Annotated in this window: 21 protein-coding genes; 12 read left to right on the top strand and 9 right to left on the bottom strand. The window is 45.0% G+C overall.

All coding sequences use genetic code 11. The features are described from left to right. The first annotated feature begins 125 nt into the window (after positions 1 to 125). The 3 genes from secM to mutT are packed head-to-tail and all read left to right on the top strand — an operon-like array spanning position 126 to position 3,845. A complete protein-coding gene (gene secM, locus CSK29544_RS00870) occupies positions 126 to 629 on the top strand; it encodes a secA translation cis-regulator SecM (RefSeq protein WP_071601446.1) in 504 nt (167 codons plus the stop codon). Positions 630 to 686: 57 nt separating this feature from the next. After that, positions 687 to 3,392 (top strand): preprotein translocase subunit SecA, encoded by a 2,706-nt coding sequence (gene secA / locus CSK29544_RS00865; protein ID WP_004388390.1) that lies wholly within the window; start codon positions 687 to 689, stop codon positions 3,390 to 3,392. A 60-nt stretch (positions 3,393 to 3,452) separates the two neighbouring features. Then, positions 3,453 to 3,845, top strand: coding sequence for an 8-oxo-dGTP diphosphatase MutT (mutT, locus tag CSK29544_RS00860; RefSeq protein WP_007892871.1), 393 nt, complete (start codon positions 3,453 to 3,455; stop codon positions 3,843 to 3,845). Here the strand turns inward: mutT and yacG are convergent. From yacG to coaE, 3 genes are read right to left on the bottom strand one after another with little or no spacing between them, the layout of a single operon-like run. Further along, a complete protein-coding gene (gene yacG / locus CSK29544_RS00855) occupies positions 3,842 to 4,042 on the bottom strand; it encodes a DNA gyrase inhibitor YacG (RefSeq protein ID WP_007892869.1) in 201 nt (66 codons plus the stop codon). The two genes, mutT and yacG, sit on opposite strands and share 4 nt — an antisense overlap. Before the next feature lie 9 nt (positions 4,043 to 4,051). Beyond that, positions 4,052 to 4,795, bottom strand: a complete 744-nt coding sequence (gene zapD, locus CSK29544_RS00850; RefSeq protein ID WP_004388387.1) for a cell division protein ZapD — start codon at positions 4,793 to 4,795, stop codon at positions 4,052 to 4,054. Next, complete coding sequence (gene coaE / locus CSK29544_RS00845) at positions 4,795 to 5,415, bottom strand: dephospho-CoA kinase (protein WP_007892867.1); 621 nt, start codon at positions 5,413 to 5,415, stop codon at positions 4,795 to 4,797. Before coaE ends, zapD begins: the two co-directional genes overlap by 1 nt. Before the next feature lie 263 nt (positions 5,416 to 5,678). On the opposite strand from coaE, the gene CSK29544_RS00840 reads away from it, so the two are divergent. After that, the gene (locus CSK29544_RS00840) at positions 5,679 to 6,722 is read left to right on the top strand and encodes a GMP reductase (protein ID WP_007892866.1); all 1,044 of its coding nucleotides are present in this window, start codon (positions 5,679 to 5,681) and stop codon (positions 6,720 to 6,722) included. A 39-nt stretch (positions 6,723 to 6,761) separates the two neighbouring features. Here CSK29544_RS00840 and hofC read toward each other — a convergent pair whose 3' ends face one another. Genes hofC through ppdD form a run of 3 tightly spaced genes read right to left on the bottom strand, consistent with a single transcriptional unit; the run spans position 6,762 to position 9,749 of the window. Next, a complete protein-coding gene (gene hofC / locus CSK29544_RS00835) occupies positions 6,762 to 7,961 on the bottom strand; it encodes a protein transport protein HofC (protein WP_007892863.1) in 1,200 nt (399 codons plus the stop codon). Then, positions 7,954 to 9,336 carry a type II secretion system protein GspE gene (gene gspE / locus CSK29544_RS00830; protein WP_007892862.1) on the bottom strand — a complete coding sequence of 461 codons (1,383 nt, stop codon included), beginning with the start codon at positions 9,334 to 9,336 and terminating at the stop codon, positions 7,954 to 7,956. The genes hofC and gspE overlap by 8 nt, the downstream gene beginning before the upstream one ends. A gap of 14 nt (positions 9,337 to 9,350) precedes the next feature. After that, positions 9,351 to 9,749, bottom strand: a complete 399-nt coding sequence (gene ppdD, locus CSK29544_RS00825; RefSeq protein ID WP_007892861.1) for a prepilin peptidase-dependent pilin — start codon at positions 9,747 to 9,749, stop codon at positions 9,351 to 9,353. Positions 9,750 to 9,790: 41 nt separating this feature from the next. Here ppdD and CSK29544_RS00820 point away from each other — a divergent pair, with 41 nt between their 5' ends. The 8 genes from CSK29544_RS00820 to CSK29544_RS00785 all read left to right on the top strand — a co-directional run bounded on the left by CSK29544_RS00820 (position 9,791) and on the right by CSK29544_RS00785 (position 18,929). Continuing rightward, positions 9,791 to 11,347, top strand: coding sequence for a recombinase family protein (locus CSK29544_RS00820; protein ID WP_007892860.1), 1,557 nt, complete (start codon positions 9,791 to 9,793; stop codon positions 11,345 to 11,347). Positions 11,348 to 11,489: 142 nt separating this feature from the next. Beyond that, positions 11,490 to 12,935 (top strand): DEAD/DEAH box helicase family protein, encoded by a 1,446-nt coding sequence (locus CSK29544_RS00815; RefSeq protein ID WP_007892858.1) that lies wholly within the window; start codon positions 11,490 to 11,492, stop codon positions 12,933 to 12,935. A 978-nt stretch (positions 12,936 to 13,913) separates the two neighbouring features. Next, positions 13,914 to 14,693, top strand: a complete 780-nt coding sequence (locus CSK29544_RS22180; RefSeq protein ID WP_071844237.1) for a hypothetical protein — start codon at positions 13,914 to 13,916, stop codon at positions 14,691 to 14,693. 11 nt (positions 14,694 to 14,704) lie between these two features. Beyond that, positions 14,705 to 15,061: a hypothetical protein gene (locus tag CSK29544_RS00805; RefSeq protein ID WP_029039525.1), complete on the top strand. Its 357-nt coding sequence runs from the start codon at positions 14,705 to 14,707 to the stop codon at positions 15,059 to 15,061. 290 nt (positions 15,062 to 15,351) lie between these two features. Next, complete coding sequence (locus CSK29544_RS00800; protein WP_029039526.1) at positions 15,352 to 16,227, top strand: hypothetical protein; 876 nt, start codon at positions 15,352 to 15,354, stop codon at positions 16,225 to 16,227. Positions 16,228 to 16,701: 474 nt separating this feature from the next. Continuing rightward, positions 16,702 to 17,379 (top strand): SLATT domain-containing protein, encoded by a 678-nt coding sequence (locus tag CSK29544_RS00795; protein ID WP_052367201.1) that lies wholly within the window; start codon positions 16,702 to 16,704, stop codon positions 17,377 to 17,379. Positions 17,380 to 17,613: 234 nt separating this feature from the next. Next, on the top strand, positions 17,614 to 18,171 hold the full coding sequence (locus CSK29544_RS00790) for a recombinase family protein (protein WP_029039528.1): 558 nt from the start codon (positions 17,614 to 17,616) through the stop codon (positions 18,169 to 18,171). A 60-nt stretch (positions 18,172 to 18,231) separates the two neighbouring features. Further along, positions 18,232 to 18,929 (top strand): IS1-like element IS1B family transposase gene (locus CSK29544_RS00785; protein WP_095033700.1). Its coding sequence is split into 2 segments (ribosomal slippage): positions 18,232 to 18,481 and positions 18,481 to 18,929, totalling 699 coding nucleotides; the frame shifts between segments, so codons are not numbered across the junction. Between the two features lie 156 nt (positions 18,930 to 19,085). Here the strand turns inward: CSK29544_RS00785 and CSK29544_RS00780 are convergent. From CSK29544_RS00780 to CSK29544_RS25130, 3 genes are all read right to left on the bottom strand, one after another. After that, positions 19,086 to 20,183 carry a hypothetical protein gene (locus CSK29544_RS00780; RefSeq protein ID WP_007897150.1) on the bottom strand — a complete coding sequence of 366 codons (1,098 nt, stop codon included), beginning with the start codon at positions 20,181 to 20,183 and terminating at the stop codon, positions 19,086 to 19,088. A gap of 5 nt (positions 20,184 to 20,188) precedes the next feature. After that, positions 20,189 to 21,466, bottom strand: coding sequence for a hypothetical protein (locus tag CSK29544_RS00775; protein ID WP_007897149.1), 1,278 nt, complete (start codon positions 21,464 to 21,466; stop codon positions 20,189 to 20,191). Positions 21,467 to 21,809: 343 nt separating this feature from the next. Continuing rightward, positions 21,810 to 21,893 (bottom strand): prepilin-type N-terminal cleavage/methylation domain-containing protein, encoded by an 84-nt coding sequence (locus CSK29544_RS25130; protein ID WP_071844236.1) that lies wholly within the window; start codon positions 21,891 to 21,893, stop codon positions 21,810 to 21,812. Between the last annotated feature and the right edge of the window lie 74 nt (positions 21,894 to 21,967).

Below are 21,967 nucleotides of genomic sequence, written 5' to 3'. Positions count from 1 at the left end.
TGTGCGGATTGCGTAAGGTATCGCAGTGATACTGCTGCTGCCTCGCGGGAATGATGGTAATATTTATCCCCTTATTAACAGACAACATAACGCGGGCAAAAGCCGGCGTTATCCGGTGGGTTACAGTGCCTGGTATATTCACGCGTTGGCGACAGTTTGGAAGACGCTATTTCTGGCCGCATCTCCTTTTGGGGATGGTCGCGGCCAGTCTTGGCCTGCCTGCGCTTAATAACAACGCTGAACCCGCCGCGCCTGCCGAGGCCAGCACCAGCCATACCGGTACGCTACGCAGTTTTGATTCACTGGCGCTGATTAGTGAAACCTCGCGTCGCTCTGCATCATTCGGTGTGGATTACTGGCAGCAGCACGCCATTCGCACCGTTATCCGTCATCTCTCTTTCGCCATGGCGCCGCAGGCGCTGCCGATGGCGATGGAAGAAAGCCTGCCGCTAAATGCACAGCATCTCGCGCTGCTGGACACCCTGAGCGCGATGCTAACGCAGGATTTGCAGCCTGCCGCCGCGCAGGTGCAGCCCGCACCGCGTTTGCTTCCTCCTCTTTCTTTTACGGTCTCTGCCTGGATTCGCCAGGTACAGGGTATCCGCGCCGGTCCTCGTCTCCTCGCCTGAGTATTTTCATTCTTATCCACTTACTTTTTGCCTGTGCGAGGCTTCAGAGAATTTATTATGTTGATCAAAATGTTAACCAAGGTATTTGGGAGTCGTAACGATCGTACTTTACGTCGTATGCGTAAGGTCGTTGCGCTTATTAACGGCATGGAACCAGCGCTGGAGAAACTCTCCGATGAAGAGTTGAAAGCGAAAACCGCAGAGTTCCGCGCGCGTCTGGAAAAAGGCGAAACGCTGGAAAACCTGCTGCCGGAAGCGTTCGCGGTGGTGCGTGAAGCAAGCAAGCGCGTCTTCGGCATGCGTCACTTTGACGTTCAGCTGCTGGGCGGCATGGTGCTTAACGATCGCTGCATCGCGGAGATGCGTACCGGTGAAGGTAAAACCCTGACCGCGACGCTGCCAGCCTACCTGAACGCGTTGACCGGTAAAGGCGTTCACGTGGTCACCGTCAACGACTATCTGGCGCAGCGTGACGCCGAAAACAACCGCCCGCTATTTGAATTTTTAGGCATGAGCGTTGCGGTTAACATGTCCGGCATGCCGGCACCGGCAAAACGCGAAGCCTACGCCGCGGATATCACCTACGGCACCAACAACGAATATGGTTTCGACTATCTGCGCGATAATATGGCGTTCAGCCCGGAGGAGCGCGTGCAGCGTAAGCTTCACTACGCGCTGGTGGATGAAGTTGACTCCATTCTTATCGATGAAGCGCGTACGCCGCTGATTATCTCCGGCCCGGCCGAAGACAGCTCCGAGCTTTACAAGAAAGTGAACAAAATTATCCCGCATCTGGTACGTCAGGAGAAAGAAGACTCCGATACGTTCCAGGGCGAAGGCCACTTCTCTGTGGACGAAAAAGCGCGTCAGGTTAACCTGACCGAGCGCGGTCTGGTGTTAGTTGAAGAGCTGCTGGTGAAAGAAGGCATCATGGATGAAGGCGAATCGCTCTACTCGCCGGGCAACATCATGCTGATGCACCACGTGACTGCCGCGCTGCGCGCGCACGTGCTCTTTACCCGCGACGTTGATTACATCGTCAAAGATGGCGAAGTCATTATCGTCGATGAACACACCGGTCGTACCATGCAGGGTCGCCGCTGGTCTGATGGTCTGCATCAGGCGGTGGAAGCCAAAGAGGGCGTGGAGATCCAGAATGAAAACCAGACACTGGCTTCTATCACCTTCCAGAACTATTTCCGTCTCTATGAAAAACTGGCGGGGATGACCGGTACGGCAGATACCGAAGCGTTTGAATTCAGCTCTATCTATAAGCTCGATACCGTCGTGGTACCGACCAACCGTCCGATGATTCGTAAAGACCTGCCGGATCTGGTCTACATGACCGAAGCCGAGAAAATCGACGCAATTATTGAAGATATCAAAGAGCGCACCGCCAAAGGCCAGCCGGTTCTGGTGGGGACCATCTCTATCGAGAAATCTGAAGTAATCTCTCAGGCGCTCACCAAAGCAGGCATCGAACACAACGTCCTGAACGCCAAATTCCACGCCCGCGAAGCGGATATCGTTGCGCAGGCGGGCTACCCGGGTGCGGTTACCATCGCCACCAATATGGCAGGCCGTGGTACCGACATCATGCTGGGCGGTAGCTGGCAGGCGGAAGTCGCCGAGCTGGAAGCGCCGAGCGAAGAGCAGATCGCGCAGATTAAAGCCGACTGGCAGAAACGCCACGACGCGGTGCTGGCCTCAGGTGGCCTGCACATCATCGGTACCGAGCGCCACGAATCGCGTCGTATCGATAACCAGCTGCGTGGCCGTTCTGGCCGTCAGGGCGATCCGGGTTCCTCCCGTTTCTACCTCTCCATGGAAGATGCGCTGATGCGTATTTTCGCCTCGGATCGCGTCGCCAACATGATGCGTAAACTGGGCATGAAGCCGGGCGAAGCGATTGAACACCCGTGGGTGACCAAGGCCATCGCCAACGCGCAGCGCAAAGTAGAAAGCCGCAACTTCGATATTCGTAAGCAACTGCTGGAATATGATGACGTGGCCAATGACCAGCGTCGCGCTATCTACACCCAGCGTAACGAACTGCTGGATGTGGCGGACATTAGCGAAACCATCAACAGCATCCGTGAAGATGTCTTCAAGGCGACCATTGATGCCCATATCCCGCCGCAGTCGCTGGAAGAGATGTGGGATATTCCGGGTCTGGAAGAGCGCCTGAAAAACGACTTCGATCTGGAACTGCCGATTGCGCAGTGGCTGGATAAAGAGCCAGAGCTGCACGAAGAAACGCTGCGTGAACGTATTCTGGAAAGCGCGAAAGAAGTGTATGCGCGTAAAGAGGAAGTCGTAGGCGCAGAGATGATGCGTCACTTCGAGAAAGGCGTGATGCTGCAAACCCTGGATTCCCTGTGGAAAGAGCACCTGGCGGCGATGGACTACCTGCGTCAGGGTATTCACCTGCGCGGTTATGCACAGAAAGATCCGAAGCAGGAATATAAGCGCGAATCGTTCGCCATGTTTGCGGCTATGCTGGAATCGCTGAAATATGAAGTAATCAGCACCATCAGCAAAGTGCAGGTGCGCATGCCGGAAGAAGTGGAAGCGATGGAGCAGCAGCGCCGCGAAGAGGCGGAGCGCCTGGCGCAGATGCAGCAGCTCAGCCATCAGGACGACGACACCGCTGCCGCTGCAGCACTCGCTGAGCAGACCGGCGAGCGTAAAGTCGGCCGCAACGATCCTTGCCCGTGCGGCTCCGGTAAAAAGTATAAGCAGTGCCACGGCCGCTTAAGCTAACCGGTTGTTAACCGACATAAAAGGCGCAGATATCTGCGCCTTTTTTACAGGAAGAAATGCATGAAAAAATTACAGATTGCGGTAGGTATCGTGCGTAACGCAAAAGGCGAAATCTTTATTACGCAACGTGCCGCCGATGCGCATATGGCGAATAAATGGGAGTTCCCTGGCGGTAAAATTGAAGCGGGCGAAACGCCTGAAGCGGCGCTTCGCCGCGAGCTTCAGGAAGAGACCGGCATAACCGTAACTTCCGCCACGCTGTTTGAAACGCTGGATTATGAATTCCCGGACCGCCACATCAGCCTGTGGTTTTACCTGGTAGAACGCTGGGAAGGAGAGCCGTGGGGCAAAGAGGGGCAACCGGGGCATTGGGTGCATCAACAGGCTCTGGATGCGCAGGCGTTTCCGCCCGCCAACGAGCCTGTGATTGCTAAGCTTCGCGCGCAGTCTTAAGGCTGGTTTTCTTCATCGCTCCAGCCGTCGGTGTCGGAGCGATCGCTGCTGCTGGGAATACGTTTCTCTTCAGCGGCCCATTCACCCAGATCGATAAGCTGGCAGCGTTTTGAACAGAAAGGACGAAACGAACTCTTTTCGCCCCAGATGACTTCTTTGCCGCAGGTCGGGCAGTTAACAATAGTAGCGTCTGACATCATAATTCCTTAACAGCAGGCCAGTTCAAAATCGAACCGTTCCGGTACGCGGCCATGCTCGCTGTCGAGCGGCATAAAGCGGATCGCAAAACGGCTCTTGTGGCCGGAAATCTGTGGGTAAAGCGCTTCCTGAAGCGGAAGTTGCAGGCGCAGCAGGTCGGCATCATCGCCGTTATCCTGATAAAACCCATTCAGGCTGGTTTGTTTGCGAAACGGCGCTGACTGGCGAATAAGATCGAGGATCATATCCAGTGTATACGTCAGCGGTTGTAGCGTGGCCAGCCAGCTATTGACCTGAACGTCACGTTCTTCCTGCGGCGAGCAGAGCCAGACGTGCAGCAGTGGTAAATCGAAGCTGCAACAGCCGCCCGGAATGCTCAGTCGCTGGCGCACCAGAGCGATAAGACGATCTTCACGCAATGTTTGCCCGAGGCGGGGGGCGGCCATCAGCATACTGCTGCGTGCTTTCAGTTCGTGGCGCAGTGACTCAATGCGCTCGTTATCCACCCCCGGCACTTCTGCCCAGCTTTGCAGTTTACGCTGCTGACGTTCCAGCTCTTTTAAGAGCTCAGTGCGGGTATCACCACGCTCAAAGACGTCCAGCAAATCGCCGACGTTGCGAAAGAAGTGCAGCGCAGAGGCATGATCGCTGACAGGCAGCAGCGCTTTCATTTGCTGGATGAGAAATTCGATACGCAGCCAGGTGCGCATTTTTTCATTCAGGGGATGTTCAAAAAGAACGTGAGTCTGCATTACTTATTTTCCTGTGGTACGGCCTGCGCCGCCAGTTGCAGATAGCGCTGATGCAGGCGCGCCACATCAGCCTCTATCGTTTCCGGCGAGCCGTTATTATCTATGACGTCATCAGCGACCGCTAACCGGGCTTCACGTGTGGCCTGTGCGTTGAGGATAAGCTCAGCATGCTCGCGAGAAACCCCATCGCGCTGCATAGTGCGCTGTATCTGTGTTTCGGGGGGGACATCCACCACCAGCACACGGTTAGCTTTGCTGTGTAATTGGTTTTCAATCAGCAGCGGAACGACCCACAGCACATAGGCCGACGTGGCGCGTGCTATTTCAGTCTGCGTCTGTTGATGAATAAGCGGGTGCAGGAGGCCATTCAGCCAGGCTTTTTCCTGCGGGCTTGAGAAGATGATTTCGCGAAGTGCGCGGCGATTAAGCGTGCCGTCGGCGTGACAAATGGTCGAGCCGAAACGCGCAATAATGGCCTGTAATCCGGGCGTACCAGGCGCCACCACCTGGCGTGCGATGATGTCGGCATCAACAACGGTAACACCGAGACGGGCAAAGGTGTCAGCGACTGTACTTTTGCCGCTTCCGATACCGCCCGTCAGTGCTACCGTATAAACCATAAAGCCGTCATCCCAAAGTGTTGAAGTATGCGTGATAATATAAAAAACAGTCTATTCAAATAGTTGCGCAGAACGAATTAACGTCACTAGCGGGCTCGCTTATCGACCTCGTGCGCAAGGTAAATTTATAGGATTGTAGCGTAAAAAAGCGCGCTTTCGCAGTCTTGCGGCGCCATTATTAGTGCGTATGATAACGTCACTGGAGTTGGCTGTTGTCCCGCCGCACATGTTCTGTGCTCATCGCCATTAACCAGGAATCGCACATGCGTATTGAAGAAGATTTGAAGTTAGGTTTTAAAGACGTTCTTATCCGCCCGAAACGCTCCACTCTCAAAAGCCGCTCTGACGTTGAACTTGAGCGCCAGTTCACTTTTAAACATTCCCGCGTTCAATGGTCCGGTGTTCCGATCATCGCTGCCAATATGGATACCGTCGGGACTTTCGCAATGGCGCAGGCGCTGGCCGGTTTCGATATCCTGACGGCGGTGCATAAACATTACAGCGTTCAGGACTGGGCAGGGTTTATTGAGGCCGTTTCTCCGGATGTGCTGAAGCACGTTATGGTATCTACGGGCACTTCCGATGCTGATTTTGAAAAAACCAAGGAAATCCTCGCGCTTTCTGCGTCCTTAAAGTTTATCTGTATTGACGTTGCGAACGGCTATTCAGAGCATTTCGTGCAGTTCGTTGCTAAAGCACGTGCCGCCTGGCCTGATAAAGCGATTATCGCCGGTAACGTCGTCACCGGTGAAATGTGCGAAGAACTGATCCTCGCGGGTGCCGATATCGTTAAAGTCGGTATTGGTCCGGGGTCTGTCTGCACCACACGCGTAAAAACCGGTGTGGGTTATCCGCAGCTTTCTGCGGTAATCGAATGTGCAGATGCTGCACACGGCCTCGGCGGCCAGATCATCAGCGATGGTGGCTGCACTGTACCAGGCGATGTGGCCAAGGCCTTCGGCGGCGGCGCAGATTTTGTCATGCTGGGCGGAATGCTGGCCGGTCATGACGAAAGCGGTGGTACGGTCGTTGAGCAGAACGGTGAAAAATTCATGCTCTTTTACGGTATGAGCTCTGAGTCCGCCATGAATCGTCACGTTGGCGGTGTAGCGCAGTATCGTGCTGCAGAAGGCAAAACGGTTAAACTACCTCTGCGTGGGCCAGTAGAAAACACCGCGCGCGACATCCTGGGCGGCCTGCGTTCTGCCTGTACCTATGTCGGTGCCTCTCGTCTGAAAGAACTGACCAAGCGCACCACGTTTATTCGTGTGCTGGAGCAGGAAAACCGCGTATTCAACAGTCTCTGAGGGGCTGAACATTATGCTGGCGCACTTCTTGCGCCAGCATTAATTCATTCCACTCATCGCATCCCCGAGCCGGAATATCGGCAGATACATCGCCACCACCAGCGTACCGACGATTAACCCGATAACCATCATCATGAGCGGCTCCAGCGTGGCCGCCAGCGTTTGTGCGCGCTCAGACGTTTGACCGAGATGCCATTCGGCAAGTTTCTCCAGCATCAGATCCAGCGAGCCGGTTTCTTCGCCAGTGCGAACCAGTTGAATACACAGGGCGGTAAAAACGGATTCCTGTTCCAGAGCCTTCCAGAACGGCAGGCCACCGGCGATGCTGGCTTTAACGCGCCCGACAGCCTGTTGCCACAAAGGCGATGCCAGAGTCTCTTCCACATTTCCCAGGCTTTGCAGTAACGGAATACCGGCGCGCTGCATGAGTGACAGGACCGTATAGATCTGGCTTAACTGCTGGCCGCGAATCAGCGCGCCAAAAAGCGGCATCTTCAGCAGCCATGCGGCCTCACGTAGCTGCCATTGTGGTCTGCGGCGAAGCCTGATAATGACCGCAGGCGTAATCACCAGAACACTGAGCCACAAGGCGGCGTGCTGTATCAAAGCTTCAGACAATGCGATAACAGCGCGCGTCACCAGCGGCAGCGGCGTATTGAAGGAGCGGTAGATAGCCGTAAACTGCGGGAGAACAAAGCAGGTCATCCCGAGTGTCAGCAACAACGCGACGGTAAAAATAAATGCCGGATAGCGCAGCGCTTTAATGACCTGCTTACGCAGTTTTTGCTGATCTTCCTGCTGTTGCGCCAGCTGCCGGCAGCATACGTCAAGCTTTCCGGTCAGTTCACCGGTGCGCATAAGCAGGATATAGAGTGGCGGAAAAACCGCCGGCCACTGGCGCAAGGTTTCTGAAAAGGCGACGCCTCGACCGAGCTGTTTCGCAAGTTCCCCAAGAAGTGCGCGCCACTGTGCGATGGGATGCTGGCTTGCCAGCATCATTAACCCTTGCGTCAGGCTGACGCCTGCCTGGAGCAGGGCCGCCAGTTGGCGGATTGCCAGAATTTTATGTTCGCTGCCCCAGTGGCGTGGGTTTATGCTGGCGCGCTTAAGCATGAAAGGTTGCACCTCGTCATCCATCAGCTGCAGCGATGCGTTGATTTTATCTGACGCCCAGACCATGCCTTCGCAGCTTGCGCCTTCTTTATTAACGCCGCGCCAACGCCATAACAAGTTATCCATGCGGCATACCCGAAACGCGATAAAGCTCTTCAGGCGTCGTCAGCCCCGCTTCGACAGCCTGTAACCCATGCTCAAACAGAGTGGTCATGCCCTGCGCCCGCGCTTGTAAAGCGATCTCTTCAGGCGGCGCGCCGCTGGCGATAGTCTGGCGCAGCGCGGCATTAATGCTGAGCAGCTCGAAAAGCGCGATACGCCCGTAATAACCGCCGTAACAGCGCTCGCACCCACAGGCTTTATAGGAATGAATCGGGCGCGGCCAGAGTGAAGCCGGGAGCGTCACTGGTTCCTGTGAAAAGACGCGGCAGTAAGGGCAAAGCTTCCTCACCAGCCGTTGTGCGATGACCAGCTCAAGTGCGGAGGCCAGCATCCAGCGCGGCAAACCCATCTGTTCAAGCCGCACCAGGGTTTCGGTTGTAGAGTTAGTGTGAAGCGTGGAGAGCACCAGATGCCCGGTCTGCGCCGCTTTAACCGCGATTTCAGCAGTTTCGAGATCGCGAATCTCGCCAATCATGATTACGTCAGGATCTTGCCTGAGCAACGCCCGTAGCACCGCCTGAAAAGTCAGTCCGGCCTTCGGCAGCACCGGCGTCTGGTTCAGGCCCGTTACAGGAATTTCGACGGGGTCCTCCACGCTACAGATATTTACCTGTGGTGCATTAAGTGTATTGAGCGCAGTGTACAACGTGACGGTTTTACCGCTCCCTGTCGGGCCAGTCACCAGGATTAACCCTTGAGGGCGCTGTAACGCCTGACAAAAAAGTGTCTGCTGCGCCTGCGACAGCCCCAGTGCCTGGACTTCCAGTGGTTGTTCCGTTTGCTGTAACAGACGCAAAACCACCTTTTCGCCACAGCGGCAAAGCAGGGTAGAGATGCGAAAAGAGACTGTTCGCCCGCCAAGCTCGATGCTGAATTGTCCGTCTTGCGGGAGCCTGCGCTCCGCAATGTCAAGATTACCCAGCACTTTCAGACGCGCCGTCAGCGCATCAGCAAGCGTTGCAGGTAGCGGCGGCAATGGATGTAAAACGCCGTCGATACGAAATCTTACCTGGTAGTGCGCTTCGGCAGGCTCAAAGTGGATATCGGAAGCGCGCCGCTGTAGCGCCTGTTGCAGCGTCTGGTTAACCAGCTCCACCACAGAAGCGGTTTCCTCCTGAGCTGTCTGGCGTAACGGCTCTGCCGCCAGTTGCCGTTCTTTTTCCAGCCGTTCAGGGCTCCAGCATTCAATATCAATATGCCGGTGCGTGGAAAAACGTAGCGCATCCATCAGCTCATTACTGGGTTCGCCCGCCACGGCGATATGCACCGTGGCGTCATCGATATCCAGTACCAGAGCGTTATAGCGCTGGCATAACGTATGCAGGTAATCGATTGGCATTGCAGCGTCCTCGCTTAAGGTAACGAGCTGCGAAAGACGTCTTCGCAGGCCTGCTTCAATGCGGTATCGCTGGTATCACAGGTTCGCTTCCAGCCTTCCATACCGTTAGTGGTGTTCCACTGCGGTGTGAGCGTCACCGATAAGCCGTTAAGGCTATCCTGCCCGGTAGCGCTTATCACGCCTTGTGCGATAGTCATTTCGCTCACATAACGGGTGGTTTTAGGGGCCGGAATGCCGTTTGCGCCTGCATCACAGCTGCTAAGCCCACCGCGATCTATAGCGCACAGCTCAATAGCAGTGCGATAAGGGATAACGGTTTGCAGCATGTCCGTCAGCGCTGCTTTGCGCAGGTAATTCTGATATGCCGGTACGCCAATGGCGCTAAGTATGGCGATGATGCCTATCACCACCATGATATACTGAATTTTACTGTCATAGGTTTTGGTAAAATAGAATGCAAAAAACGGTGTATTGCTATGCTCGTGTCAGTTCGCGAGGGCAGGCTAAAGATGGTTATGGCATGCCAAGACAGCAAACAATGCTGCGAGATTACGTTGCTGCATACGATGATTCTCTACATAATCGAGGATACGAGTTAGGATCGGTTAACTGGTTGTACGCAGAAGGTATCTCGGCGTATAGCGGTAAGAACATAGAAGATGGTTCAGTGCTGAAATCATTCATTGATGATGTATTGGAGCGTAAGATTATCAATGCGGTTTTAGTTATCGAGAATCTTGACCGATTTAGTCGAGCAGAACCAATTAAAGCCGCTAATCTATTCCTCAATTTGATTACTGCCGGATGTGATATCCATGAAGTCGAAACTGAAACAATACATCATTCCAGTAGTGACCTCAGTATCATTACAGGTGGGTTACAACGTGCTCATAACGAGAGTAAACGTAAAGCCCGATTGAGTATCAAGAATTGGGATGAACGAATTAAAAACGCGATCGATGGTAAAGCAGTACTGACTAATCGAGTCCCATCGTGGTTGGAAGTAAAAGACAATGGATATGTAATCAAAGAAGGGGAGAAGGAAAAGTACAATCTTATATTCCAGATGTATGCTGATGGTTTCGGTCCTGCCGCAATACGCGATGTATTAAAAGAAAGGAATATGTTAATCAATGATAGTGAACCAACTATTGCTCACTTAAACAAGATAATAAAAGATGAGCGATTGATTGGAAAGTTTAATTCAACTGGTAGGAAAAAACTGAGTGGTCTTGTTATATATCCAGTAGTTGTAGATTTATCACTATTTCATATCGTTGACCAACTACGGAAACAGCGTAATCCTGTTGGGAAAATACATCGCAAGGCAAATAACTTATTTGCTGGATTATGTATATGCATGGAATGTGGTAGATATGTTCAGGTTAACAGTGTTGAACCAAGTGGTGAGTCATACTTTCGTTGTGGCGGCAGTCTTGTTAAGATTGATAGATGTCAGGAACGTGGATTCAAATACAAGCTTTTCGAAAATGCATTATTGCAACATATCAGGAATTTTGATTTCTCGTCATTGAATGCGAATGAGTCTGAAGTTCAGATTAGAGTAAATCATCTCTCAATTGAATTGTTAACGCACATAAAATACAGAGATGAGATATTGCAAGATATCGAGAAAGAGGATATACCCGATCCTAATGACAGAAGGATATTGAAAAATCTACAGAAGAAAATTGGAGAAATTGAATCTGAAATATCTAATCTAAAACGTTTGAATGTGAATGTCAGTACATTCGACGAGTTGAAAAAATATTCAGAGGAATTGCGTGATCCGTTGAATGTGGATTTAAGACTCGACTTTAACATCAAGGTTAAACGTGTAATCAAAAGTATAATTATAAAAAGATATAGCGATACAATATTTTTGGTTGTTAATTATATTGCCATTAATGAAAAACAAGCTATCGTAATTAATAGCAAAAGTGGTGAGGTACTGTACATGGGTGTTCAGAATGATGACTTAAAAAAAGTTGAACATCTAATTAGGAACTAATTCCCTTTCTGAGTGTATTCATTATAGTTTGGGATTTAAGCTTGATAATGTATACTCTAAATACTAATAACTAAAACGACGAAAGGCCGACTCACTGGAACGAATCGGCCTTTCTAAATTAATCAATATGGAGCGTGTGCAAATGATTAATCCTACACCTATTTATAACAAGTTTAAGTACATATCTGCTGAGTGTGGTTCGGGTAAGACCCGTGCAATATGTAAAATAATTAACGAAAGCGAAAGTACTGAAAAATATATTTTAGTACAGAACACTCAAGAACTTATTAAGCAGACAGCAAAACAAATCAATAACTGTGAGTATATTATTACGGATACAGTACCAAAAGATGAAAGTGTTATTAGTTCAGTCATTGAATTTCTTTCATCTGGAAGTAATAAAACATTAATCATAACAGATAAAACGTTTTTCAAAATACCTCGTGAATTGTTATCTAACTGGAATGTTTATATTGACGATGTGACTAATTTTCACTCTTTTCAAAATATCAATGAAGGTAGTCCAGAAATAAAAAATGTTATCCGCAATGTTTTAATCCATAAAGTGCAAATTTTAGATGACAAAAATATGTATATTGCGGCTGAAAGAAACCCAGACGTAAAGGGGGATATAGTAAAGAACATTTTAAATCAACTTTCAGTATTGAATGATAATGATCTTTTTATAATGAATAATGAGTACTTTACCGATATCGAAAAGGAACAGCTTAATATTACCGCATGGAAAGATCTCAATAAGTACAAAGACGTATCAATTACCTTTCTCGGTGCTAATTTTGAAAAGTCATTGATCTATAAAGGCAATAAAGAACTCTTTGAAAGTACTCCCCTTAGCGGATTATTAACACGAAAAACAGATCTCAAAGACAGATTAAAGGTTTATTACTTCTCAAAAAATCATAAACTATCAAGGACATGGAAAACTAACAACCCTGATAAATTACAAAGAATATACTCATTTATTGATGAAAAACTTGAGGGACAGGACTTCTACTGGACGAAGAACAAAAGCGATTCTCAGAGCCTCAAGAACGGCACAGAGATAAGCCCGGATGCCAGAGGATTTAACCAGTACCAACACTTGCTCACGTGCGTTTGGTTGGCTTGTATGCGTCCCTCTGAAACAGAAGCTAAACAGTGTGAATTGTTCTTTAAGATTGACGGCGAAGCGATACACGTTGCAAGGGAGTACGAAAGTCTACACCAGTTCGTACTACGAGGGATTTCGAGGAATTTTGACAGTGCTGAAACGCAGATAGTCTATGTTTTTGATGAATGGCAAGCCAGATCACTCACAGACAATATTGAGTACATAGATCTCGGTATTGATGATGATGAACAAGGGCAGAGAGGCAGGCCACAAGGCTCAATGAACAAGGAAAAGCGTTTCACTCTTGATGACACTAAAGCAACGCGTTTCAGACGCTGGAAAGACAACAATCCAGGGCTTGAGTTAGAAGCGTTCAGGGCGTTTCTTGCCAATGCTACTAACGAAGATCTCAGTACTGAGGAAAGGGCAGCCATGTACGAGAAGTACGAAAAAGCAGCAAAAAAGAAACAGAAATAGCTCTGCTTCCCTGTCGGGAACACCATCATATACAGCAAATGTCCGAAAAATAATACCTTATAAATCAATAGGTAATTAATTTCCGACATCACAAAGAGCGAATGCGAATTAACTACCTGAAAGCAGGAGCGGCGAAGCAAGCGAACTGTTTCGGGTAGTTAGTGAGAGTGCTCACGTAGTGAGTACTTGATAGCTATCCCATTGTTTATACAAATAAAACATTTAAACAGCACCCGCTTTGCGTGTACTGTTCGCTGGATTCGGTTCTACTGCTGCGTTCCTTTCAGTCACTGGCAGAGCGAACCAATCGCGTTTTTAGTTCTGTCACTAAGTACATAACCGATTGTTATTTAATTACTTATTATACAAAAAATTCCTTTTTGTACTTAGTGGGGGATCTGCCGTTACAGTTACTGGAAAAGCCCTATAAGTACTGCTCTGAGAGAAGCGAACCCGATCCGATCAATCCCTTTCCATGATGGTGTTCCCGACAAAATGCACAGGAAGCCCCTGAACGCGTTGTTCATCACTGACATACCTGAACGCACAAAAACGCATAGAACGCCGTAGCGACTCTTTAAGAGCGTTTACGTAATGGAATCGACAGTCCTCCCCGTATTGAAATCAGACACATAGCCTTTTTCATGTTCTACGAATCCCCTTGATCGTTTTTACCTATTGATTTGTATTGAATTAATAGATTTTGATAGATTAGAACGATCAATTATCTAATTATTGATCGTTAATATCGATCAATGATGGGTGTACGTGTTACTCTTGAGAGCTTGAAAACGGATGGTTTCAGTCCGTACTTTTGGCCTGAAAGAAGCTAACGGGAGTGATAAAGCAGTGAGAGTTGTACAACTAATAATTGGGGGATTTCTTTTTGAGAGAGATACCTAAAGGCAAACGAATTATTGCCGATTATATAAATGGAATGAACTATCTGACTTGGAAAATTTTTAAAGGAAAATTACAGTGAATAAGTTTTTAAAAATAGGAATCTATGGAATTTGGGGCGTATTTTTATTCCTTGCGTCAATGGAGAAATTTGGTGATCTTTTCGCAGCCGGTACTGGCTTCTCGTCGGTCGTAATGCTTACAGCCGCTGGATTGTGCCAATTGGTGGCATGTGTTATCGCTATAGGTTGGGCTGTTTTGGGGTCTGGTACGCTCAAAGCGAAGTACTTACCCTATAAAATCGTGAACAATTATACAGTGCCAGTATTGATCATCGGACTTGTTATCGCGGCAGGTGCAGCCCGTTCTTCAAGCGATGAAGCGAGAGCACAAAAACTTGGTTTTAAAGACGGTAGAGATTTTTCTCACGCCCGTGAAAATAACATTACCAATGCTACTGATTACGCAAAGTATTTGGCAGAGCAGAAATCTAAAGCTGAAGCCAAAGCCGCTCAGGATGCAGCTCTTGCAGCAGAGAAAGAACAAAAGGCAAAAGAACAAGAGATTGAATGCATGCGTAGTGACAATCCAGAATGCTATATATCGAAACATGAACGAGGAGATTATGTATGTGAAAAAGCTGTCGAGGATTCTGCTAAGTACGAATTTAAGTGGACTGATGGAATTACAGAACCAAAATTTTCCTCTCTAAGTTGGTACGATAAAAACAGGAGATTAGTTACTCTTTACGGGCATCGAGCACAGGCTCAAAACGGTTTCGGTGCGTTTAAAAATATACAATACTCCTGCACATACAATGCTGATACTGGTGAAGTATTAAGTACTAACCTTCAATAAGGAATATTAAAATGAAAAAAACTTCTATCGCAGCCATGCTATTTTGTGTTTCTGTCTCTTCAATAGCGGCAGTACCAGACGGAAAAATAGAAAAACCCTTTATTGTTGGCAATGAAGTTATTTGTTTGAAAGAAATTCAGAAGCAAATCACCCCTTATCTCAAGTCATTTGAAGAAGAAAACGGGGTTAAGTACAAATACAATGTTAAATCTGGTTTATCGTACAAGGATACTGTAGGGCTACGGCTACAGATCAACCGTGTTGATTCAGGTCTGAATGTTCGAGTTGCCGATTTGGATTACTACTGGTTACAGGAGCGTGGCAGCATGTGCCAACCCACATATATGGTACTGGATCGTTCTCAATGATTAATGTTACAAATAAGGCCGTGTAATCGGCCTGTATTCAAGTGATGAATATGAGTATGGGTACATTATCCTTTAAAATTTAAATTGATAGTAGTGAAATTGGAAAAGTGTCTAATTTTTGATTAAGATTATTTTTTTCTAAACTTGGGCATACTCAACGTATATACCATACAGATTATTTGTATACTGAAACTATAATGATATACTATAGACGGTCACAACACCGAATTGGTTAGGTTTTTATGTACTATGATAGATTTTATTATTGTTAATTCCACGAGGGATTTGTTATGTTTGATAATTTATCATTGAATCAGAAAGAGATACTTTTCCTTCTTATAAAATTTTATACGTTCCCTCAAGATAATTACCTTAAGTCAAAGTATGGTAATACTGATTTTAATATTTCTAAAAATTATTTCAATGAAAATGTTGAGCGTTTCTTGAACAAAAAAATAGGCATTGATAGAGTTTACAATTCATTGTTTAATATTGGAAGTTCATATCTGAGCTTTAGATATATGATAGGTAATTATCCAAATGCTTTCCAGAATGCTGATGATGAAAAAAAAGCCTTTATTGCTTTCAATGAGCCTTTTGTAAATAGTGTCATACTGAATTTTAATATCTTTTATGAACTCATTAAGTTTAATATGAAAGATATATCTATGTCACCAGAATTCAAATCTGACTTTGGTTATATTAATAGTCTATGTAAACGGATAAAGGATTCTGGGATTATTTCTATTAGAGATCGTTGGGTCGCACATCCTTTTAAAGATAAAAGTAGAGGAATACTTTTTAATCCACAAGAAATACATAAGGAGGTTTTTATAGCATTTAATATTCTATGCGTTGATGAAGATAGAAAAGAATATAACAATTGCACTAACGATAGATTGGCGTGGTTTTGTCAAAAGTATATAGTTCATGGTATTGAACATTATCCTAGCATACCTGAAGCAGTACATAGTGTTTTAAAAGGGGAAAAACCACCTATACATCGAATTTCTACTAAACCCAGTGAATTTCTTATAGAAATGAATAAATTTTCATCTTTACTTAGAGAAAAAAAACTGTTTGGGATTGAACCATTCTTTCATCCATCCGAAGAAGATATTGAGAATGTTAAGGCTAATGGATTATCAAAAGAGCTTAATATTTGAAAAGTAGCTATGGTTACCTGCCTTAAGAGCATAAAATAATATAAAATTAGTCATCCCTTTTTCTGGTTCAAAAGTTAAAGGGATCGTTTACTGAGATAAAAGTACAGTCAGTTTTTTTCTGCACGATTTGAAATCTCGTTCGTATGGTCAGGTTCAACCCCGCCGACCAAATGCAGTGTACTCAGCTCTCAGTACTGAGCTTTTTACTAAACCTGAATTGACTAAAAAACTCAGGCCTCGTTATAATATTTTCATTGTCTCGGGAACTATAAAATCTTTCCCATCTATAAGAATTGTTTGTTGAATCGTAGGTGGCAATTTTTTTGTGTAAGTACATGTTAGTAAAAATTTGATATTCCTGACAAAAGATGAAATTTAATATGTTTTTCTTTGTGGTTTTGTATACACTTTAACTTCTTTTCATTGATAACAATTATGTTTACTAAAAAGTTTTCTCAGAAAATAGAGGTGGCTATGAAAAAAATGTTTTTTTGGTTTTTATCTTTAAATCCGGTAGAAAGGGAAATTCAAGATCCTAAAATAAAATTACTTAACAGTATGCGTGTGACATCAAGATGTCGCTTCAATAGGGCTGAGTCGTTAAAAAATATTAGTTTCTATTCTTTTTTTACAACTACAATCCTATCCCTTGGGTTGATTTTTATTCCTTTATTCCAAATAACAGGCAGGGAGATGCATTATAGCTCCAATGCTTTAACTGTAATTCAAATATTCTTAGCTGTTTCAGTTCTTGTTTATTCTGTGGTTATTGCAACTTCAAAATATGAACTAAGAGCAGCATTACTTGATGAATGTGGTGTTAAAATAAAAGAGCTTATCAGGAGGCTTAGAGCAGAAATTTTTGAACCTGAATCGGAGGTGGCTGTGGTTGATTTAAACAAGTACCACAAGATGTATAATAAGGTTACTTGTAGCTGTGAAAATCACAAGCGGGTCGACTATCTCTTTGCAACTTTAGAATCCCGTAATGATTTTAATATAACTGGAATTGTTAGGCTTTGGAAATTTGTTAAAGGTTATGCTATTAGATTTTTCCCATATATCATTCCAACGTTTTTGATTGTATGCGAAGTACTTTTCATTTCAGATATTATGGGAATGACAAGTATTTTTACATCATATTTTAATTAGTTCATTATCAATGTATGCCATACACTAATTACATCGTATCTTTAAGGCAAAGTGAAAAATGTAATTTGCTATTTGAGATTAAAAAATGAGCAGTGCAAAATCTCTTTTGAGTACTCCCCAACGATACTCGGTTTTCCTGTCTCACTTCGTATCATTTAAATGTTGAAGGGATATAAATGATACTGTATCATTGAGATAATTTAAATGATACTGATCAGTAGTGAGGGTAGGAAAATGATTTTTGGTTATGCGAGAGTCTCAACGAAGGATCAGAATCTTGAGCGTCAGTTGGCAGTACTGGAACCTATTTGTGACAAAATTGTTACAGAGAAAGAGTCAGGGAAATCCACCAGCGAAAGACCTGAACTGTTGAACATGCTTTCTCACCTCCGCGAAGGGGACACCCTCGTTACCCATTCCATTGATCGCCTCGCACGTAATACCCGCGATTTGTTGGTGATGATTGATAATCTCGTTGATCGCGGGATTACTGTTCAATTCCTCGCAAACTCGATGAGCTTCGACAACTCCCCACAATCACGCCTGATCCTGACTATGATGGGGGCAGTAGCGGAATTTGAGCGTGGCATGATCGCATCACGCCGCAACGAGGGGATCGCTATTGCCAAAGAAGCTAAGAAGTACAAGGGCAAGCAAAAGAACAAAGAACTACACAGCAAGATTATCGATATGTTAAAAGCCGGAAAAAACACACCAGACGAGATCGCAAAGCTGTGCGATTGTGGCAGGGCTACAGTGTTTCGCGTGAAGAAAGAAATGAATGCCTCCTGAGATTGGGTGATGCTGCCAACTTACTGATTTAGTGTATGATGGTGTTTTTGAGGTGCTCCAGTGGCTTCTGTTTCTATCAGCTGTCCCTCCTGTTCAGCTACTGACGGGGTGGTGCGTAACGGCAAAAGCACCGCCGGACATCAGCGCTATCTCTGCTCTCACTGCCGTAAAACATGGCAACTGCAGTTCACTTACACCGCTTCTCAACCCGGTACGCACCAGAAAATCATTGATATGGCCATGAATGGCGTTGGATGCCGGGCAACCGCCCGCATTATGGGCGTTGGCCTCAACACGATTTTCCGCCATTTAAAAAACTCAGGCCGCAGTCGGTAACCTCGCGCATACAGCCGGGCAGTGACGTCATCGTCTGCGCGGAAATGGACGAACAGTGGGGATACGTCGGGGCTAAATCGCGCCAGCGCTGGCTGTTTTACGCGTATGACAGGCTCCGGAAGACGGTTGTTGCGCACGTATTCGGTGAACGCACTATGGCGACGCTGGGGCGTCTTATGAGCCTGCTGTCACCCTTTGACGTGGTGATATGGATGACGGATGGCTGGCCGCTGTATGAATCCCGCCTGAAGGGAAAGCTGCACGTAATCAGCAAGCGATATACGCAGCGAATTGAGCGGCATAACCTGAATCTGAGGCAGCACCTGGCACGGCTGGGACGGAAGTCGCTGTCGTTCTCAAAATCGGTGGAGCTGCATGACAAAGTCATCGGGCATTATCTGAACATAAAACACTATCAATAAGTTGGAGTCATTACCCTGAGATTGGATTCAGAAAGGGTAATTGTTATTAAGGAAATCATTACTGCCTTGAATTAAATATTATCTGGTTGAATGCATTAATATCATTTGTTTATATGGTGAGCAGGCACGAAATTTAATTCGAGCCTGCTCTTCTTTTTATCTCAATCTATCAAATATTGATACCAGGTCGTTAATGAAATCTTTTGGCATTTTCATCGAATTGGTCAAGTATCTAGCCATTATCATTATAAATTGACGAATTCTTGAATTATCTGAAATTAGAGTGGATAGTTGCTCATCCTTTTTAATGTCATGCATGGATAGTTCTGAAAAACTAAATTCACGTAACACATGGCAACATTTAATTATATCATTAGGAGAGTCAAGTAGACTCCTTGTGAGTTCAATAAAGTCATCCCAATTCCTTAACTCTGGCTCTATATTTTGAATCGAACTGTCATTAGATGAGATTAGTTCTCTCATCTTATGTCTTAATATAAAGCTATCTTTCCCTCCCCAGATATAATATTTGAGAAGTCTTGTAAATTCATTCTGATTATAATCAAAATCAATTAACCCTCTTAGTTGCTGTACTAAGCATGCCATAATATATGAGAATGTCATTAAGCTATGCAAGTAAATTGCTCTGTGTTTATTTTTTTGAGGGTCTAGTTCATTCTTCACTTTTTGTAAAGCAGCAATAAATCTTCTCAAATTCTTCGCTGGATCATTTTCTGTAGGAACCGAACTTGCTAAAAATTCGCCATATTTTTGGATGGTTTTATCTGTTTTATATACTTCCTGTATACTTATCCAATTATTAATATCCGTAGAGTAGCTTAAATCAATATTGAAATTCATCGAAAATGATTGTGCATATCCTTTCATTTGATCTTCATCAAAAAGGTGGACATTAATTGTTTTTGCGGAAAGTCTATGGGCCTCACTTGCTTTCTTTCTTAATATGATGAATGCTTCATCATAGCCTAAAAAATTCATAACACCGGAAGCCCAAAACGCTCTATTAATAGGGCTGGTATTTTTAAGGGTTTTACAATCGAAAATTATCTTTCTGGTTTTTCCAGTTATATCAAAAGCAACCCCTAAAACATCTACATCTGTTATAATTGTAGATGTATCAGAAAGTTCCCTATAGTTTTCAACGTTAACTTCTAAAAATGGCAAGTAACCATTTATCAAGCAAAACCTTATAGCGTCTTGCTTCAAACCTAGGTCTTTATCTAAGTTAGCCATTACCATTACTCCATTTCGAAAATCAGTTGTTCAAATTGTTCTTTTGCTTCCTCGCTTTGTTTTATCTTGTCTCTAGTTCTAAGTTCTGCGGAGCTAATGATAGATTGAATGTATTTTTCATCTTGAGTTAATGCTATTTTTGCATTTTGATCAACTTCTAAATTTGCAAGTTCTCCTGTTTTTAAGAGACTTATTGCTAAATCTAATGCTTCAATATTTTCTTCTGTTTTTATTAAATGAAATTCCCACTTGTTATGATCCTTAGCTTTTAGCATTCCAACTTTTAAAAACACCAGATTCCTATACTGGGATGCAGCTTCTGAATTTTGATTAAGATAACCTTTTTCTTTTAATGATTCCAATATTCTAACTGGAAGCCTTATTCTATATTTGTCGTGCAGTAATTGTCCTTTCCTAACACAAGAAACTAACGCCATTGCTCGTTCATAAATCTCTCTGTTAGCTGCATTCAATTTTATATTTCCGGGCCTCGGTGTGAATATGAATGTTTCTTGTTTTTGGTTTCCGAAATCAATTGAAGGGGGTTTGAGTACACCCTCTTGGCAAAAACCAATTAAAAGTTCTTTTTGTACTTTTGTTAGCTTTTTTCCACCGATTTCTAATTGTGATTCGATCAGTGAGAGAGGCCATCCCTGATTATCTTTTATAATTTTTAAAACAGCATCAATATCATTTGAACCAATTTTGGCTGAAATATCGACAAGTGACTCTAAATTATCGGCAAAATAAAATGGGCTAGCTATGATGTTTTTTCCTCTAGCTCTATAATTTCTAAAGTAATTACCTTTTTCACCAATCTCTAAACAACGAGAAAAAAGAGTATTGTCGATGCCTGTAGAATGAATTAGTTTGTCTCTGTTTTCGGGTTTGTTTTGAAGATTAGATAATATTATCAATGTGCCTTGCTCATGTTCGTTGAGATCGCTAAATGTGAAATAATCACCAACACCTTGATAGAGATCTTTGAATCGAGGAACGTTTGGAATTACTGACAATATTCTTTTGTCTTTCGTTATTAAATCTACATATTCTATCTCAGCCAGTACTTCCAATACGCTTTTTAAAGCATATGAAGGTATGTTGAAAAAAAAGTCACTGACTTTCCTTAAAACTTCATAATCAATTTCTCCCAATCCTCGTATATGCATTGCTAGTATTGATGCCATTCCGATAGTTTTGATGTTATCAAAATCTGGAACGTCAATGTTTCCTAGTCCAGATTGTATGTCATGGGAAAGTTCAACAAGAGATTTCGAGTCCATGGTTAGCACCTGATTAAGTTTTATAGCTGTTAGTACATGATACCTGTGTGTTCCTGATTTGAAACTGCCATCTTAATAAAAACTAAAGGAGAGGTAGAACTATATAGAAATCAATAGCATTTTTACTATGTTCTGAAGATGATTACCACCATTTTGGCGAAAGCAAAGGATACTTTATTAGTACATAGGCGAAAAGATGCCATTAGATCTCTACTGACGAGAAATATAGTAGAAGGGGGTCTAAAAATAGGAAGTGATGGTTAAGATTGATCAAATCCTTTTGATATCATTATATATTAAAATCAATATCTTATGGATTATGGCATTGTGGGCGAGAGATGAATTAACAGATGCGGTATTTGTACAGTAATTTACTGTTAATTACCACCATCAGTTCAATGAGTGTAAAGCCGCCCTGTCTGTTCATGGTTCCTCCTTGTTTGGGTGACGCCACTCTGGCAGGCCGTAAAAGGCTGCTCCAGACAAAGAAACCGATTCAGG

This window comes from Cronobacter sakazakii, from assembly GCF_000982825.1.
Lineage (GTDB): Bacteria > Pseudomonadota > Gammaproteobacteria > Enterobacterales > Enterobacteriaceae > Cronobacter > Cronobacter sakazakii.
The sequence above is the reverse complement of the archived record's forward strand: the minus strand, read 5'-3'. Positions and strand labels throughout refer to the sequence as shown.